The 15,977-nt window shown below is 74.6% G+C and carries 16 protein-coding genes; 5 read left to right on the forward strand and 11 right to left on the reverse strand.

Features of this window, described 5'->3' with window-relative positions:
• Nucleotides 1-73: 73 nt before the first annotated feature.
• Complete coding sequence (locus IE329_RS33790; RefSeq protein ID WP_190214856.1) at nucleotides 74-1,252, reverse strand: cation diffusion facilitator family transporter; 1,179 nt, start codon at nucleotides 1,250-1,252, stop codon at nucleotides 74-76.
• A gap of 429 nt (nucleotides 1,253-1,681) precedes the next feature.
• Here IE329_RS33790 and IE329_RS33795 point away from each other — a divergent pair, with 429 nt between their 5' ends.
• Both IE329_RS33795 and IE329_RS33800 read left to right on the forward strand, forming a co-directional pair.
• A complete protein-coding gene (locus IE329_RS33795; protein WP_190214857.1) occupies nucleotides 1,682-2,074 on the forward strand; it encodes an RNA polymerase sigma factor in 393 nt (130 codons plus the stop codon).
• A 98-nt stretch (nucleotides 2,075-2,172) separates the two neighbouring features.
• Entirely contained in the window at nucleotides 2,173-3,372 is a 1,200-nt protein-coding gene (locus IE329_RS33800) for a DUF2332 domain-containing protein (protein WP_190214858.1), read from the forward strand.
• 67 nt (nucleotides 3,373-3,439) lie between these two features.
• On the opposite strand, the gene IE329_RS33805 is transcribed toward IE329_RS33800, so the two are convergent.
• Entirely contained in the window at nucleotides 3,440-4,069 is a 630-nt protein-coding gene (locus tag IE329_RS33805; protein WP_190214859.1) for a DinB family protein, read from the reverse strand.
• A gap of 164 nt (nucleotides 4,070-4,233) precedes the next feature.
• Between IE329_RS33805 and IE329_RS33810 the strand changes: the two genes are divergently transcribed.
• Nucleotides 4,234-4,722 (forward strand): GNAT family N-acetyltransferase, encoded by a 489-nt coding sequence (locus tag IE329_RS33810; RefSeq protein ID WP_229927980.1) that lies wholly within the window; start codon nucleotides 4,234-4,236, stop codon nucleotides 4,720-4,722.
• Nucleotides 4,723-4,801: 79 nt separating this feature from the next.
• On the opposite strand, the gene IE329_RS33815 is transcribed toward IE329_RS33810, so the two are convergent.
• The 6 genes from IE329_RS33815 to IE329_RS33840 form a co-directional block, all read right to left on the reverse strand.
• On the reverse strand, nucleotides 4,802-5,233 hold the full coding sequence (locus tag IE329_RS33815; RefSeq protein ID WP_190214861.1) for an HIT family protein: 432 nt from the start codon (nucleotides 5,231-5,233) through the stop codon (nucleotides 4,802-4,804).
• A gap of 45 nt (nucleotides 5,234-5,278) precedes the next feature.
• On the reverse strand, nucleotides 5,279-5,494 hold the full coding sequence (locus tag IE329_RS33820) for a hypothetical protein (RefSeq protein ID WP_190214862.1): 216 nt from the start codon (nucleotides 5,492-5,494) through the stop codon (nucleotides 5,279-5,281).
• Nucleotides 5,495-5,608: 114 nt separating this feature from the next.
• On the reverse strand, nucleotides 5,609-7,021 hold the full coding sequence (gene mycP / locus IE329_RS33825; protein WP_190214863.1) for a type VII secretion-associated serine protease mycosin: 1,413 nt from the start codon (nucleotides 7,019-7,021) through the stop codon (nucleotides 5,609-5,611).
• A gap of 120 nt (nucleotides 7,022-7,141) precedes the next feature.
• The gene (locus IE329_RS41715; protein WP_190214864.1) at nucleotides 7,142-8,590 is read right to left on the reverse strand and encodes a WXG100 family type VII secretion target; all 1,449 of its coding nucleotides are present in this window, start codon (nucleotides 8,588-8,590) and stop codon (nucleotides 7,142-7,144) included.
• A gap of 70 nt (nucleotides 8,591-8,660) precedes the next feature.
• Nucleotides 8,661-9,146: a hypothetical protein gene (locus IE329_RS33835; protein WP_190214865.1), complete on the reverse strand. Its 486-nt coding sequence runs from the start codon at nucleotides 9,144-9,146 to the stop codon at nucleotides 8,661-8,663.
• A gap of 202 nt (nucleotides 9,147-9,348) precedes the next feature.
• Nucleotides 9,349-10,080 (reverse strand): endonuclease V, encoded by a 732-nt coding sequence (locus IE329_RS33840; RefSeq protein WP_190214866.1) that lies wholly within the window; start codon nucleotides 10,078-10,080, stop codon nucleotides 9,349-9,351.
• A gap of 336 nt (nucleotides 10,081-10,416) precedes the next feature.
• Here IE329_RS33840 and IE329_RS33845 point away from each other — a divergent pair, with 336 nt between their 5' ends.
• Nucleotides 10,417-10,689 carry a hypothetical protein gene (locus IE329_RS33845; protein ID WP_190214867.1) on the forward strand — a complete coding sequence of 91 codons (273 nt, stop codon included), beginning with the start codon at nucleotides 10,417-10,419 and terminating at the stop codon, nucleotides 10,687-10,689.
• 82 nt (nucleotides 10,690-10,771) lie between these two features.
• Here IE329_RS33845 and IE329_RS33850 read toward each other — a convergent pair whose 3' ends face one another.
• Together IE329_RS33850 and IE329_RS41720 are read right to left on the reverse strand one after the other, a co-directional pair.
• Complete coding sequence (locus tag IE329_RS33850; protein WP_190214868.1) at nucleotides 10,772-11,500, reverse strand: RDD family protein; 729 nt, start codon at nucleotides 11,498-11,500, stop codon at nucleotides 10,772-10,774.
• Between the two features lie 69 nt (nucleotides 11,501-11,569).
• Complete coding sequence (locus tag IE329_RS41720) at nucleotides 11,570-13,588, reverse strand: RDD family protein (RefSeq protein WP_190214869.1); 2,019 nt, start codon at nucleotides 13,586-13,588, stop codon at nucleotides 11,570-11,572.
• 406 nt (nucleotides 13,589-13,994) lie between these two features.
• Between IE329_RS41720 and IE329_RS33860 the strand changes: the two genes are divergently transcribed.
• The gene (locus IE329_RS33860; protein ID WP_190214870.1) at nucleotides 13,995-14,438 is read left to right on the forward strand and encodes an SsgA family sporulation/cell division regulator; all 444 of its coding nucleotides are present in this window, start codon (nucleotides 13,995-13,997) and stop codon (nucleotides 14,436-14,438) included.
• A 65-nt stretch (nucleotides 14,439-14,503) separates the two neighbouring features.
• On the opposite strand, the gene IE329_RS33865 is transcribed toward IE329_RS33860, so the two are convergent.
• A complete protein-coding gene (locus IE329_RS33865; RefSeq protein ID WP_229927982.1) occupies nucleotides 14,504-15,967 on the reverse strand; it encodes a glycosyltransferase 87 family protein in 1,464 nt (487 codons plus the stop codon).
• Nucleotides 15,968-15,977 lie beyond the last annotated feature (10 nt).

Genomic DNA, 15,977 nt, shown 5'->3' on the forward strand with positions numbered 1-15,977 from the left:
CCGGCGGACCGTCACCGGACCGCCGGGGCCACGTCCTGCCGTGCGCACAACCTCGACGCACCGTCAGGACCGTTCAGGTGAGCGGCTCGTGGTCGATGTGCACGGTGACCCCGAGCAACCGGGGCACCGCCCCCACCACGGCCCGCTCGGCCGCCTCCGCGACCCGGTGCGCGGCCACCACCGAGAGGGTGCCGTCCACCACCACCTCGGCCTCCGCGCGCAGGGCGTGCCCGATCCAGCGCATGCGCAGCGCGCCCACGCCGCGCACGCCGTCCACGGCGCGCAGGGCCCGCTCCGCGGCGTCGACCAGCGCCGGGTCGACCGCGTCCATCAGCCGGCGGCCGATCTCGCGGACCGAGCCGCGCAGCACCGCCAGGATCGCCACCGTGATCAGCAGCCCGACCACCGGGTCCGCCCACGGCAGGCCGAGCCCCGCGCCCGCCGCGCCGGCCAGCACGGCGAGCGAGGTCAGCCCGTCGGTGCGGGCGTGCAGACCGTCCGCGACCAGCGCCGCCGAGCCGATCCGGCGGCCGGTGCGGATCCGGTAGCGGGCCACCCACTCGTTGCCCAGGCAGCCGGCCAGCCCGGCGCCCGCCACCGCCCAGAGATGGGTCGCGGGCTGCGGGTGCAGCAGCCGCTCGAAGGCCGTGACGGCGGCGAACACGGCGGAGGCCGCGACGGTCAGCACGATCACCACGCCCGCCAGGTCCTCCGCCCGCCCGTACCCGTACGTGTAGCGGCGGTCGGCCGCGCGCCGGCCGAGCAGGAAGGCGATGCCCAGGGGGACGGCGGTGAGCGCGTCGGCGAGATTGTGCACGGTGTCCCCGAGCAGCGCCACCGACCCGGACATCAGCACGATCGCGCCCTGCGCGAGCGCCGTCAGCCCGAGCACCAGCAGCGAGACCCAGAGGGTGCGCAGGCCCTCCGCGGAGGACTCCAGGGCGGCGTCGACCTTGTCGGCCGCCTCGTGCGAGTGCGGGCGCAGCAGGTGGCCGATCCGGTGCCGCAGCCGCCCGTGCGGCCCGCGGCGGCCGTGATCGTGGGCGCCGTGATCGTGGCCGTCGTGATCGTGGCTGTGGGCGGCCCGGTGGCCGGCCCCTGGCCCCTGGCCATCGTCGTGATCATGGCCGTCGTGCGCACGCGGCTCCGGGTGAGGGTCCGGGTGAGGATCCGGACGCGATTCCGCCTGCGGCCCCGACGACGGATTCGAGTGCGGATTCGAGTGCGGATGAGGATGCGCGTGGACCTCCATATGGCTTACGGTGGCACATCAACTCCCTTGCAGCCACTGCCGTCCTACACCCTCCGACCAGGTGCGAGAGCCTCGCAACTGGGCCTGCCGCGCCCCTGCGCACGGGTTCGCACGGAAGGCCCGGCACCCGCACGCCCGCACCCGCCCGGCGCCGGCCGTCCGGCGGCCCGGGACCCGGGCGGCGGACAGCGGCCCGGCCGCCCGGAACCGCCCGTCCGCCACTCGGCCGCGCCGCTGTCGATCACGTTCCGGGTATCCAATCCGATTGGTTACCCTGAGCACCGGCCGATTCCCGTAGAGTGAGCACCGAAGATCCCCCCAGCCGCACATCTCCCTTGCCGAGAGGCAGAGATGACCACTCGTCACCCCCGGCCCGCCGGGCCGCCGGAGGAGCCGGGCACCTCGCGTGCCCGGCCCCCGGAACCTGCCATGCCCGTGGAGTACGCGGCCTTCTGCGAACTGCACCGCCCGCGGTACCTGAGCTACGCCCGGGTGTGGCTGCCCGACGCCGACGAGGCGGCGGACAGCGTCCAGGAGGCCCTCTGCGAGGTCGCGGTGCACTGGCGCGACCTGCTGGTCAGCCGGAACCCCACGGCGGAGGCCTGGCACATCCTGCGCAGCACCGTGGCCGCGCGACTGCGGGCCGAGACCTCCGCCGCCCCCGAACCGCGCGGGTCCGGTCCGGCGGACGAGGACCTGGCGATCCTGCACTACGTGGTCGGGCTCGCGGCCCCGGAGATCGCGGACGTGGTCGGGTCGGACACCGCCAACGTGGCGGGCCGGCTGCGCCGCGCCCTGCTGCACGAGCCCGCCGACTGGTGACCGACGTCACCGCGTGGCGCCGGGAGACCGCCCGCACCCCGGGGAAGGATCGTCCCGGCCGGTGAGCCCGCTCCGGCCACCGAGCCGGAGGTACGTGCATGACCGACGAGCCATCCACCGGGCCATCCACCGGGCCGGGCGCCGGACCGGCCGGCCGCGACCCCTCGCGGCGGCCCGACGGGCGGCCCGAACGGCAGCGCGACCGGCAGCCCTTCCGCTCCCGCACGGCCGAACTGGCCGGGCAGCAGGCCGCCGCCTGCGAGCGGCTCGGCTCCCCGCTGTACGGCGCCCTGCTCCGCCGGGTCGCCGAGGACGTCACGGCCGGCGGCCCGTGCGCCGAGGCCCTGGCCGGGCACGAGGACGCCTCCGACGCGGACGCGCTCGCCCTACGGTTGCTCGGCGGCGTCCACGCGCTGGTCCTGACCGGTCGCGCGCCGGGGCTCGCGGCGCACTACCCGAGCGCGGGCGGCAGGTTCGACCCCCTGCGGCCGGACGCCGGCTGGCCGGCCTTCCGCGCCACCGTCAGGGACAACCTGCCCTGGGTGCGGGACTGGCTGACCCGGCCCCCGCAGACCAACGAGGTCGGCCGGGCCGTCCTCCTGGTCACCGGCCTGCTCCGGGTCCTCCCGGCCGGGCTCCCCGTCCGGCTGTTCGAACTCGGCGCCAGCGCCGGCCTCAACCTGCTCGCCGACCGCTTCCGGTACACCGCCGGCCCCTTCGGCCACGGCCCGGCCGACTCCCCGGTCGTCCTGCGGGAGGCCTGGCAGGACGCCCCGCCCGACTGGCTCCGGCGGGCCGCCGGGGCCACCCCGGCACTCGCCTTCGCCGAACGCCACGGCTGCGACCTCCGCCCGATCGACCCGGCCTCCCCCGAGGGCGCCCTCGCCCTGCGCGCCTACGTCTGGCCGGACCAGCCCGGGCGCACCGCCCGCCTGGCCGGCGCCCTGGCCCTGGCCGCGAAGCAGCCCCCCGACGTCCGGCCGATCGGCGCCGCCGCCTTCCTGCGGGAGGTCACCGTGCAGCCGGGCGCCCTCACCGTGGTCTGGCACTCGATCATGCGCCAGTACGTCCCGGAGGACGAATGGGCCGCCGTGGAGCAGGAGTTGACGCGACTGGCGGAGTCCAGCAGCCCGGCGGCCCCGTTCGCGTACCTCGCCTTCGAACCGCTCCGCTCCGGCGCCGGGGCCGGGCACCGCTTCGTCCTGACCGTCCGGGCGGGCACCGGCGCTCCGGAGGTCCTGGCCGAGGCCCCACCGCACGGCCTGCCCGCACGGCCGTACGAGGAACGGCGACGATGACCGGCCTCCCCGCAGTCGGCCCGCACCCGGCGCTGCCCCACCCGGCCCCGCCGACGCGCACCGGGCGCTACGCCGCCGGCACGCCCGTGACGTCGTGGAGGTGGTGCACCGGGTCGTGGATCAGGTAGCGGGAGAAGCTCGCGACGGTGAACCGCGCCCCGTCACTGCGGTTCCCGGTCCGCTGCCACTGCTCACCGGAGACCCGGTCGAAGCCGCCCGCCAGGATCTCGGCCGCCTCGGCCAGCTCGGCCGCCACCGTCCGCGGATCCTGCTCCCCGTACCGCTCGGCGAGCGCCGTCTCGTCCTGGTCCCAGTTGGGGAAGAGCGGGCCGTCCTGGTCGAGCATCAGGTTCAGCCGGACGTGGAACAGCCGGAAGACGTCCCGCACATGGCAGGCGTACTCCAGCGCCGACCACACGTCCGGCCGGGGCCGGCGGCGCAGCCCGTCCTCCTCCGCGTCGAGCGCGGCCAGCCAGGACGCCGCGTTGGCACGCACCAGGCCGGCCACCTCCTCGGGGACGACCGCCGGGGTGTCCAGCCCGCAGTCGGGACAGGACCGCTCCAGGACCCAGGTCCAGTCCTTGTCGTCCGGCGTGATCGCGTCCGTGGCGGCCGCCGCCTCCCCGTCGGCGGGAGCGGTGACGGCGGCGGGAGCGGTGACGGGAGCGGTGACGACGGTGTTCTCAGCAGTGGTCATGCCTCCATGGTGGCGGGCCTCGCGAACCCCTCACCAGCGGCCTTCCCGCCACGGAACGCCGAAATGCCGCCAGCGGGCCGGCCGGGCCACCGCCCCGGCGCTGAAGACCCGCCCGGGCCGAAAACCACTGGTCGGAGGCGTGAGCGGGAGCCATGCTGGACGTCATGCTCATTCGCGAAGCCACCGCCGCCGACTGGCCGCAGATCTGGCCCTTCCTGCACACGATCGTCGCCGCCGGTGACACCTTCACCTGGGACCGGGACATCGCCGAGGCGGACGCCCGCGCGATGTGGATGAAGGAGGCCCCCGGCCGGACCTTCGTCGCGGTGGACGAGGACGGCACCGTCCTCGGCACCGCCGAGACCCACCGCAACCAGATGGGCGGCGGCTCGCACGTCGCCAACGCCGGCTTCATGGTCGACCCCCGCCACACGGGCCGGGGCATCGCCCGGGCCCTGTGCGCCCACGTCCTGGAACAGGCCCGCGCCGACGGCTACCGCTCGATGCAGTTCAACGCCGTCGTCGAGACCAACCACCGCGCGGTGGCGCTCTGGCAGTCCCTCGGCTTCGAGGTGCTGACCACCGTCCCCGAGGCCTTCCACCACCCCGACAAGGGGTACGTCGGCCTGCTCGTGATGTACCGGAGGCTCTGACCCCGGCAGGACGCGGCAGGACCCGGCAGGACGCGGCGGCCCCGGCGACGGGGCCTCGCCGGCCCGACGGATGCCCGGGTCAGAGCGCGGCCCTGATCCGCAGCGCCAGTTCGTCCATCCGCCCGTCCGGGACCGGCCGCTCCGAGCCGAGCAGTCCGAACACCCTGGGGCCGCGCAGCTCCACCGGGTGGTCCACGGCCCGCGGCACGACGTGGAAGTGGACGTGGGCGAAGCCCTCCGCCTCCGCGAACTGCGCGACGTAGGTCTTGGCGCACCCCGTCGTGGCGGCCAGCGCACGGGACAGCCGGACCTGCCAGCTCCCCAGCGCCGCCGCCTCCGCGTCCGTCAACTCCCCGATCGTGGTGACGTGGCGGCGCGGCAGCAGCACCAGCCAGCCCGGGAGCGCACTCCCCACGGCGTGCGCCACCCGCCAGTGCTCGTCCACGGCGATCCGCTCACGCGGCGGGAGGCCGGCGAACCCGGCCTCCCGCTCACAGCTGTAACAGTCCATGCCAGGAGGCTAGTTCACCCGCCTCCTGGCACGGGGGCGATCACCTCAGCTGCCGCTCCCCTGCACGGCGCAGAGCGCGTCGACGGAACCCCCCGAGCCGCCCGGCAGCACCCAGCCGAGCAGGCTCTTGCAAACAGCCGCCTCCTGCGGGTTCTTGGGCCCGGTCGACCCCTCCGCCCGCGCCGGAGCGGCCAGCATCACCGCCGCCACGGCGGCGACCAGAACGAGGGCGGGCAGAGAAGCGAAGGCGGACGCGGACACGGGAAGACGAAGCTGAGGTCTGAACATGACGGAGCCCTTCCGATAGGCGGTGGAGAACCATGACTATCGGAAGGGCCCGGTACTGCTCCGGCCATTCGCCTGACCGTGGGCGCGTCAGCGGTACGGCTGCCCCGAAGGCGGAGCGGGCGGCCCGGACGGCGGAACCGGCGGCCCCTGCGGATACCCGTACGGCTGCTGCTGGGCGCCGCCGTAGGGCGCCTGCGGGGCCTGCCCGTACGACGCGGGCGGGCCGTAGGGCGCGGCCTGCCCGTACGAGGCCGGGGCGGGCGGCTGGTGCCCCCCGCCACCCGGCGGCGGGGGCGGCGGCCCGCTGCCGCCGTTCTTCCGGCCGCGCACGACCAGGAAGGCGACACCCACCACGACCAGGAGCCCCAGCACACCGGCCAGGGCATAGGCGTAGACCGGGACACCGGAGCTGTCCGTCTTCCCGAGCCCGTCACCGACCACCTTCGCCCCCGGGTCCTTCCCGTCCCCCGTCGGGACGGGAGCGGGCGAGTCCGGCGAACCCTGCGACTCCGGACGGGACAGCAGCGGATTCTCCTTCGGCCCGTTGTCGACCCCGGGATTGGCGGCCAACGCCTTCGACGGCGAAGCGATCCCGTACCCGTAGTGGTCGTTGGGCACCGCCGACCCGTCCGGCGGCGCCACCGCACTCTTGATGATCCGGTTGATCACCTGCCCGGCGGAGAGGTCGGGGTACTTGGAGCGGACCAGGGCGGCGATGGCGGAGACGTAGGCGGTGGAGTCGGAGGTGCCGGACGCAAACTTGTACTCGGACGACGAACTGCTTCCCGGGCTGTAGATTCCCTGCCCCGGCGCTACGAGTGTGACCTCAGGGCCGCTGTTGGACTTCGGCCACATGTTTCCTTGCTGCTCGACAGCCCCGACGGCAACAACTCCCGGGAATGCGGCCGGATATTCAACCGATCGGTTCCGGTCTCCGGAATTTCCCGACGATGCCACCAGGACGACGTCTTTGGAGACGGCATAGCCGACAGCATCCCGCGTCTCCTTGTCCAGCCTCAATCCGGACACGCCGATCGACAGATTTACAACCTTGGCTCCGTGGTCGACGGAATAACGGATCGCCTCGGCGACCTTCGTCTCCGTACCGGCATCGATTTCACCGTTCTCGTTCAGCGCCACCCGAACCGGAAGAATCTTGGCCTTCGGGGCCAGGCCCATGATTCCGGCTCCGTCTCCGTGGCCATGGCCGGCGATCAGGCCGGCCATGCCGGTTCCATGACCGATCTTGTCAACTCGCCCGTCCGTCCCCTCGCCAGAGAAGTCAGCACCGGGGAGTACTTGACCAGTCAAATCCTGATGCTGATTCGAAACTCCACTGTCGACAACCGCAACGATGACGCCGTCGCCTTGAGAGATCGGCCAGACCGCAGTATCTGCGCGATAATTCTGCAACGGCCACTGAGAATCACGAATGGTGTCAGCCGCGGCTGCGGCGGCTCCAAGGTTCCAGAGCAGGGCTCCTAGCGCGAACACTGCCACACCACGTACTGGTCGGCTGGTCCTCAAACCTGTTCACCCCACTCAAAGAAGCGGTCGTCCCGTAGATCGGGATCTACGGGACGACCGGTCAGATCGGACTGTCCTCAGGCGGACAGGGAATCATTCCACCACGTTCGGATTGCTGTGCTGACCCGACACCCAGGTCTCCTCGTCCTCGACGAGATAGTCCGGGCGCTTGCCGCCCTTGTCCCGGTCCTTCTTCCGGCGCTGCGCATCGCTGAGCGGCACGCCCTGGCCCTGGGCGCCCTTGCCACCCTGCGGACCCGTACCGTGCTCGGCCTGCAGACGGGCACGAGCCCCCAGGCCGGAGCCGCCCTCCGTGAAGGCCTTGCGACCAGGGCCGGCCCCCGTCCCGGCGGACTGGCCGGCGATGCCACCGGCTCGGCTGGCGGCGCTCGCGCCACCCCGGCCACCCGCGGCACCGCGGCCGCCACCTCCGAAGCCGCCCTCGTTCATCCCGCCCGCACCGAAGGCGCTGCCGCCACGGGCGGCACCGGCCCCCGTACCGCCACGGCCGAATTCCTTACCCGCGGCACCGGCCTTGTTCTGGCCGCCGGAGAGACTCCCCGTCCCGCCACCCTGCGTCTTGTTACCGGTTCCGAGTCCGCCGAGGCCCCCCTGGGGCACTCCACCGGAGAGACCCCCCGAACCGGCGTGGCCGGCTCCGGTCGCGCCCGCTCCGGCGCCCCCGGGATTCGACGAACCAGCGCCCGACCCGGCGGGGGACGGCGCCAGGACAGCACCGTCGATCCCGGTGCCGGGGCCGACGTTGCCCGGGGTCGGCGGTTTGGGAGCGGGCTGGACCGCGCCCCCCTTGATGGCCGGATCGACAGGCGCCGAAGGAGCGGTTGTCCTGGGAGCCTTGGGAGTCGACGTGGTGGAGCTGCCCGTCCGGGACTGGGAAGCGTAGCTGCCACTGCCCCCGCTCCCGTTACTACCCGATCCCACTGTGCCGAGACTGGCACCGGCAATCAGTCCACCGATGGCAGCTCCTGTGGGCTCGCCAGGCGGGGGAACGTCCTCCTCGTTGCGCCCGGCGCCTTCCTTCGGCGGCTTCAGCACCGGCGTGGCCGCCCGGTACTTCATCGCCAGGGTCTGCATCACCGCGACGGCCTGGGCCTTCTTCTCGTCGGTGACGGTGGTCTTGGTGTCCTCGTCGTCACCGCCGAAGGTGGCCGAGACCGTGTCGCCGAAGCCGTCCGTGAACTGGTCCCAGAGGCCGGGCTCCTCGGGCATGGTCTGCTTGGCCTGGTCGATGGCCTGGGCCATGTGCTTCAGGGTCTCGGCGGCGTCCTGCGCGTAGGACGCGGTGTTGTTGATGTTGTTCGCGAGCTTCGTCATCTTCGAGTAGAAGGCGTCGCTGGACGACCCCTCCCAGTCGAGGGCGGCCTCGCCGGAGGTGGACTGGAGGGAGGTGTGGATCGCCTTCAGAGTGTCGGCGGCCCGTCGCCACGGGTCGCTGGCGCTCATCACCTCGCCCGAGTTCATGGCTTGCACCATGCTTCGGAGCGACCCGTGGCTGTAGCTGTTGAAGTCGGTGAAACTCATGATCGGGCGTCTCCCGTCCCGCTCGCTCGAACTGCCTGCGGCCGGCGTTCAGTCATCATGGTGCGGCCCCTCACCATCCGGGCTGGGCCGGCTGGCCGGGGCGGCCGGCGGCGGTGGTCCGGGGCTGGGTGGGGCCGGCCGGCGGGGCGGTGGCCTGGGTCACCGCGGCGGTGCTCGCGGGGGACGGGTTGGCGACCGACCAGCCGTCCGAGCTGAGCTTGAGCTTCTGCGAGGTGGCGTGCTCCTGCTCCTCGTAGTTCACCGCGGTGAGTTCGGCCTTGCGGTGGGCGTCGTTGACCGCGTCCTGAAGCTGGTTCATGACGTCGCGCAGACCGTCCCGCATGACTTCGTACTGCGCGTGGAGGTCGTGCGCCTCCGCGAACGTGCCGAAGGCGTTCTTCCCGATCGCACTCTGTCCGTGCGTCTTGGTGCCGTCCGCGTACGCCTCGAACTCCGCGAGCAGCCGGCGTACCTGCGCGGCGAAAGCCTTCAGGTTGTCGACTTCAACGCGGTAGCCGCTTCCGGAGCCGCCGCTCGAACCTGTCCCCGTGCTCACGCCTCGTACCTCCCCCGTACATCCCATGAACCCTGTGTGTCCCGCCGGCTTGCGGTCCGGTCGACGAACCTTCGGCATGACAGCTTTCAAGCCGTAACCCTTATGTCTAACACATGGCAACGACGGGCAGAACGGCCCCTCCGGCCTGGATTGCCGCCGTCGCGCCTGACCTGCGGATCCGTGCCCGGGGGCGCTCCGGCCGTCAGGCGGAGGCCCGCTGCAGGTCCGTCAGGGCGCGGCGGCAGAGCGAGTCGGCGCGGCGGGTGGTCTCGGGCTGACGGTAGTCGCGGGCGAGGTGGAGGGTGCTCGCGGTGGCCTCGTCCAGGCCGATCCGGTGGCCGACGGAGACGAACACGGGCTTGACCCCGGTGCGGGTGCGGACCGCGCGGCCGACGACCTCCTCGGCCCGGCCCTCGCCCGGCCCCGGCTCCCCGCCCTCGCCGGCCGGGACGTCCATGAGCGGGGCCCAGGAGCCGCGTTCGGAGCCCGGGGCCGTGCTGGTGAAGGTGAACGGGGTCTTGGCCACGCCGTAGGTGCGCAGACCGGTGAGGACGCCGAGGTGGCTGGCGAGGCCGAGGCGGCGGGGGTGGGCGAGGCCGTAGCCGTCGCAGACCACCAGGTCGGGGGTGCGGGTGAGGGCGGCCAGGGCGTCCAGTACGGCGGGGAGTTCGCGGAAGGCGAGCAGGCCGGGGATGTAGGGGAAGGCGATCCGGCCGACGGCGGTCGCCTCCTCGACGACCCGCAGGGTGGTGTGGTCGAGGAGTACGGCGGCGGCGACCACGAGGTCGCGCTCGTCGTCGTAGGCGACGTCGACGCCGGCGACGAGGTCGCCTTCGGCCGGGCCGGGGCCGTACGGCTCCACCAGGGCGCGCAGGCGCTCCTGCTCGGCGAGGGCCTCGGCCTCGCTGGTCGGCCAGTCGGCGGGAATCGGCACGGGGTCCCCCAGGCGGTTCGGTGCGGATCGGACGCGGGCTCCGCGAGGCGGGCGCCCGGGATGGGAAGGGCTGAACGGACAGGGCCGGACGACACAGGCGGACAGCCGGGTCGAACAGGCGCGTGGTGATCACCGTACCGAGGCCGGCCCCGGGCCTCCGCAGGGGCGCACGACCATGTGATGAGCCTGTGCGCCCCCCGTGCCCCGCATATGCCGGGTTAGGGTGAACTTACCGAACTCCCAAGCTGGGTAGGCATTCTCCAGTAGGCGTTCCACCTCGCACAGCTCCGCCGCCCGACCACTCCGCAGCCCCCGACGCGCGAAGGACCGACCGCCATGCCGCGCCCCACAGTCGCTCAGATCTGCACCGGCACCCTCACCGTCGTCGTCGCCACCGTGGCCCTGCTCAGCGTCTCGGGGGTCACCGGCGCCCTGGAGATCGCGGTCGTGGTGGCCGTCGCCCTGGCCCTCGGCACCCTCGCCACCGCACTGTCCATGGCCGGCCGCGGCCGGCGGCCGGCCCCCCGGTCCGTCGCCGCGCCGCCCGCTGCTGCGGCCGGGCCCGGCGTCCGGACGCCGGCCGCCCGCGAGTACGCGCGGCAGAGCTGAGCCGCCGAACGGAAGGACGTGGGGGAGGCCACCGAACCGGTGGCCTCCCCCACGTCTGTCCGCCCGGCGACCCGGGCGGGGGTCAGGCCGTGGAGACCACCACGGTCTTCGCCGACTTGTCGTGGATGCACTGGCGGTAGGGCTTGTCGAAGACGCCGAACAGTCCGTCGATCACCCACCAGAGCATCGCGCAGCAGATCACGGCGGGGACGATGAAGACGGCGGAGCGGGTCCAGGCGGCCGGCTTGGTGGGGATGTTGCCGTCGACCAGCATGGCGACGCGGACCTTCATGGCCTTCTTGCCGAGGGTCTGGCCGTCCCGGCTGAGCATGAAGCCCTCGTAGAGGAACCAGAGGACGCAGGCCAGCCAGAAGGCTCCGGTCGAGCCACTGCGGTTGCCGAGGCTGGCGAAGGGCAGCACCAGCAGGATGGCGACGATCTGCACGAGCAGGTAGTCGATGACGCGGGCAAGGATCCGGTTCGGCCAGCTGCCCAGCGGTGGCATCCCGGGCACCGGTCCGGCGCCGGGCGAGCCCTGGCCGCCGGGGCCGTAGCCGGTGCCGTAGCCCTGCCCGGGCGGCGGCTGGTCGGTGGGGCCGCCCCCGTAGGTGCCGCCGTAGGCGCCGGGCCGGTCGTACGGGCTCCCGGCGGGGGGCGGGGTGCCGTACGGGTCGCTGGGCGGGGGCGTCGGCGTGCCGTACGGGTCGGACGGCGCACCTGACGGCGTGCCGCCCGCTGGCGGGGGGTTCTTGTCGAACGAGGGCTTACCGCCCTCCTCCGGCTCGGGCCCTGAGGGGTCGTAGGTGCTCATGACCCGAGTAGAACATCACCCTTAGTGCAAATTCGGTACATTTAGTCCGTTTTATCCGGCGTGCGGTCTTCAGGCCCGGACCACCCGGGTGCGGGCCGCCCGGTCCTGCCACCCCCGCCGGGCCCGCCGGTCGAACAGCGGCCAGCAGAGGCCGATCACCAGGGCCGAGGCGAGCTGGCCGACGATCCAGCGGAGGAGGGAGCGGCCCAGCGTGGGCGTTCGGGTGCCCGCCTTCCGCTGCTTCGCCCGGGCGGCGGTGCCGGCGCGGGCGGCCGGGCGGGCCGTGCCGCTCGCCTTCGCGCGTGCGGGCGGCCGGGCCTCGGCGGCGTCCACCACCCGGATGCCCGCCAGTCGCTTGCCGAAGGTCTGACCGGTCCGGGCGGTCGGGAGGACTTCGTACAGGACCCCCACGAACAGCAGGACGGCCAGCAGGACGCCGGCCTTGCCCATCACCACGCCGTCCACCAGCCAGACCTGGATCTGACGGCCGGCCAGGTTGCTGGCCGTCCGGGCGCGTTCGAGCTTGTCCTGGACATGCTCGGTGGCCGAGGAGGCGAGCGGCAGGCCGGCCGCGACCGCGACGATCGCCATCACCGTGGTGTCCACGACCCGGGCGAAGAGCCGGCGGCCCAGGCCGGCGACCGGGCGCGGGGCGGGCTTCCGGCCGGCGGCCGACCGGCGGGCCGGGCCGCCGGCGGCCGACCCGGTGGCGGTAACAGCGGTGGCGGCGGCAGCGGTTGCGGGAGCGCGGTCGGCGGCGGCCGGAACGGGAGTGGTGGCTCGGGTGGCACCGGCCGGGCGGGCGGGCGTCCTGGCACCGGGGGGCACGGCCGGGCCGGACCGGGGTCTCGCGGTCGTCGCCCCGGAGGCCGGGCCGCCGGCCGCGCCCGCCATGGCCCCGGGCGCATCCTCGGGCTCGGCCCGCACCTCGGCCCGCACCTCCGTCCGCACCTCGGCCCGGTGCTGGACCTCGGCCTTCGTCCGGGCGGGCCCCGAGGTCGCGGCCTGCACCCCGGCGGCCTCGGGCCGCCCTCCGGGCCGGGCCTCGGCGCGGATCCCGGCGCCGGCCTCGGCGCCGGCCTCGGCGCCGGCCTCGGTGGAGCCGGGGAGCACGCCCCAGGAGACCCAGCGCGGGGAGCCGCCGGTCTCCAGCAGGCCGGGCTGGGCGCGCGGGTCGGCCTGCCAGCCCGAACCGCCGGCGGCCGGCCCCGGGCCCGCCGGTTCGGCCCCGCCGGTCGACTGGTGGGGCACCGGGGCCGGAGCGGCCTGCGGGTCGGCGTAGGCAGTCGGGGCCGCGGGCCCGGCCGCCTCTCCCCCGCTCGCGGGGGCCGCCGCCGCGTTGCGCGGACCCGGCTCGGCGACCCGGAGGACGGAGCCGGGCACGTGCGGGACGCGCCCCTCGTCCGCCGGCGGGAGCGCGGCGGCGAAGGGGTGCCCGCCCCACTGCGCCTTGGCCTGCCCCGGCCCGTACGCCTGCCCCGGCCCGTGCGCCTGCCCCGACCCAGGGGCCTGTCCGTGCACCGGGGCAGGCCCGCGCGCCTGCCGGCGGGCCGGGGCCTGCTCCAGCGCCGCCCGCGCCTCGATGTCCGCCTGCCGGCGCAGTTCCAGCTCCGCCTGCGGCGCGAGGACGAAGGACGCCCCGCCGGTGGTCTGGTCGAAGTACACCGGCCCGGTGTCCCCGGGGCCCAGCACCGTCCCGCCGCCCGCACCACCACCGTTGCCCGGACCGGCCGCGCCACCCGGACCGGCGTCGCCCGGCCCCCCACCGGGCCCGGCCCATGGACCCGTACCCGTACCCGGGTCCGCGCCGGCCCCGCCCCCGGCCATGTCCGCGCCCGTACCCCCGGCTCCCACGCCCGACCCCGACGGCGGCGGCACGTACCGGGCGCCCGCGGGGCGGCCGGGGCGGCCCAGGAAGCGCGGCGGCTCCAGCACCTCGCCCTCGGCCGGGGTGGGCCTGCTGGTGCCGGGCACCCAGGCGGTACCGCCCCAGTAGCGGACGTAGCCGGGGATGGAGGGGTCGGCGTAGTAGCCCGGCACGGGGCCGACGGTCGTGTCCGCGCCGCCGGCGAAGGGCAGGTCCGTCATGAGGGTCTTCTTTCCTGGCAGGGCCGGTGCGCCGTGCCGACGAGCGGCCGCGCCGAACGGCGGCTGCACGCCTGCACTCATGGGCGGACAGTCGCCGGGCAGTCACAAAGGGTAGTACCTCGGCGCCCCTGAGGGCGGAACTTGGGCATTCCCCGGACAGCGGGGCGCCCGTACGGGTATGTCCGTGCCGTCCGGGGCAGACGCACGCCCGGCGCGCGTCCTCGTGCACGCGCCCGTCGGGTCAGGTTCACCTCTGCTCGGCGGAATCCGACGGAACCCCTGCCACGAATTCGCCGTGATTCCACGAAACCTGTGTAAGACCCCGGGCGGACTGCGCTCTCAACGGTGGCAGGGCCCGGCGGGGGCCGGGCCCCGGACCGAAGTCAGAGCAGAGAGGAACGCGACGATGGAGCACTCGACGAGCGTGGTCGAGCACGAGCTGGAACTGAACCTGATCCTTTCCCCCGAGCACAGCGTCCCCGTCCCGGCCCGGCTGTCGTACGGCAGCCACGACCCGTTCGCGGTGCACATCACCTTCCACCTGGACACCGGTACGCCGGTGACCTGGGTGTTCGCCCGGGAGCTGCTGGTGGAGGGCACCTTCCGGCCGTGCGGGCAGGGGGACGTGCGGATCTGGCCGGCGGCGGCCCAGTCCCCGGCCGGGAGCCGCACGGCCGGGCGGCGCAGCGTGCTGTGCATGGCGCTGAGCTCGCCGGCCGGGGACGCGCTGCTGGAGGCCCCGCTGCCGGTGGTGGCCGCCTGGCTGGAGCGGGCGCACCGGCTGGTGCCGCCGGGCAGTGAGCTGGCGGCGCTGGACATGGACGGCTCGCTCGCCGAGCTGCTGGCATGAGCGGTCCGCGGCCGGGCGGCCCGGCCGGTGCGGGCGGCAAGTACCGGCGGCGGCGTCCGGGGGTGTCAGCCGGCCGCGGGGGCCTGCTGACGCTCGGCGGCGGTGCTCGCCGGCCCGGCGCCGGTGCTCGGCGGCTCCGGCGCGGCGACGGGGACCTGGCCCGCGTCCGCCCGCTCGTCCGCCCGGTGGCCGCTCCGGCCGAGGAGCGGGAGCCCGGCGGCGCGGCGGCGTGACCCGGTCCGCAGGGCGGCGACCAGCAGGAAGCAGACCCCGACCAACGGGTACACGGCGGCGGGGAGCTGGCTGAGCGGGGCGAGGTGCTGGTCGAGGTCGCCCTTGTGCGGGACCAGCCACATCGCGAAGGAGCAGAAGGCGATCAGGGTGGCCACGAAGACCGGCCGCCAGCGCATCCGCCGGACGGCGGCCGGGCGCGAGGCCTCCTGGGCCGCCTCGGCGGCCAGCAGGACGAGCACCGGCACGCACCACACCCAGTGGTGGGTCCAGCTGATCGGGGAGACCAGCACGGCGGTGACCGCCGCGCAGCAGACGCCCCAGGCCTCGGCGCGCGGGAGCACCCGGGCACTGCGGGAGGCGTACGCCGCGACGCCGACACCGGCGAGGGCGACCAGGCCGCCCGCCAGGGTGGCGAGGGTCCCGGGCTCGGCGGTGTGCAGCAGGCGGGCGACGGCGCCGCGGACGGACTGGTTGTCGACGATCTCGGTCTTGCCGACCCGGGTGGAGTCGAACAGGTACGTGGTCCAGTAGCCCCAGGTGGCGTCGGGCAGGAAGAGCGCGCCGAGCAGGAAGGTGCCGAGGAAGGCGAAGCCGGCCACGAAGGCGGCCCGGATCCGCCCGGTGACGAGCAGGTAGACGGCGAACAGGCCGGGGGTGAGCTTGATGCCGGCCGCGATGCCGATGCCGATGCCCTTGGAGAGCCGGGTGTCGGAGCGGGTGAGGTCCCAGAGGATCAGGCAGGCCAGCGCGAGGTTGACCTGCCCGTACCGCAGCGTGGTGAAGACCGGCTCCAGCCAGACCCCGCAGCCGGCGATCAGGACCACCCCGACCGGGCGCAGCTCGCGGCGCGGCCGGCCGACCAGCTTGAAGGACAGGTGGGCGAGCAGCGCCAGCAGCGCGACGTTCCCGGCCGTGACGGCGATCCGCAGGAAGCCGATCCCGAACCAGGTGGTGGGGACGAAGAGCATGGCCGCGAACGGCGGGTAGGTGGCGGGCAGCGCCCACTCGGTCACCCGGAACCCGTAGAGGTCCCCGCCGTTCACCACGGCGGAGCCCTCCGCGCGGTAGACGATCATGTCGACCATCGAGGTGCCGACGAAGTGCCGGACGACGGCGTAGGTGAGCAGTGAGACGAAGGCCACGGCGCCGGCGGTCAGCATCGGGCGGCGCGGCGCCTCGCGCACCGCGCGGACGGGGGCGGCCAGGGCGGCCGCCAGGCGGGCGGACGGCCGGGCCGGCACGGCGGCGGGACCCGGGCCCGGTACGGCCTGCGCCGCCCTGTGCTCGTCTTGCACCGCTGTCACT

The sequence above is a fragment of the Kitasatospora indigofera genome (assembly GCF_014655955.1).
Lineage (GTDB): Bacteria > Actinomycetota > Actinomycetes > Streptomycetales > Streptomycetaceae > Kitasatospora > Kitasatospora indigofera.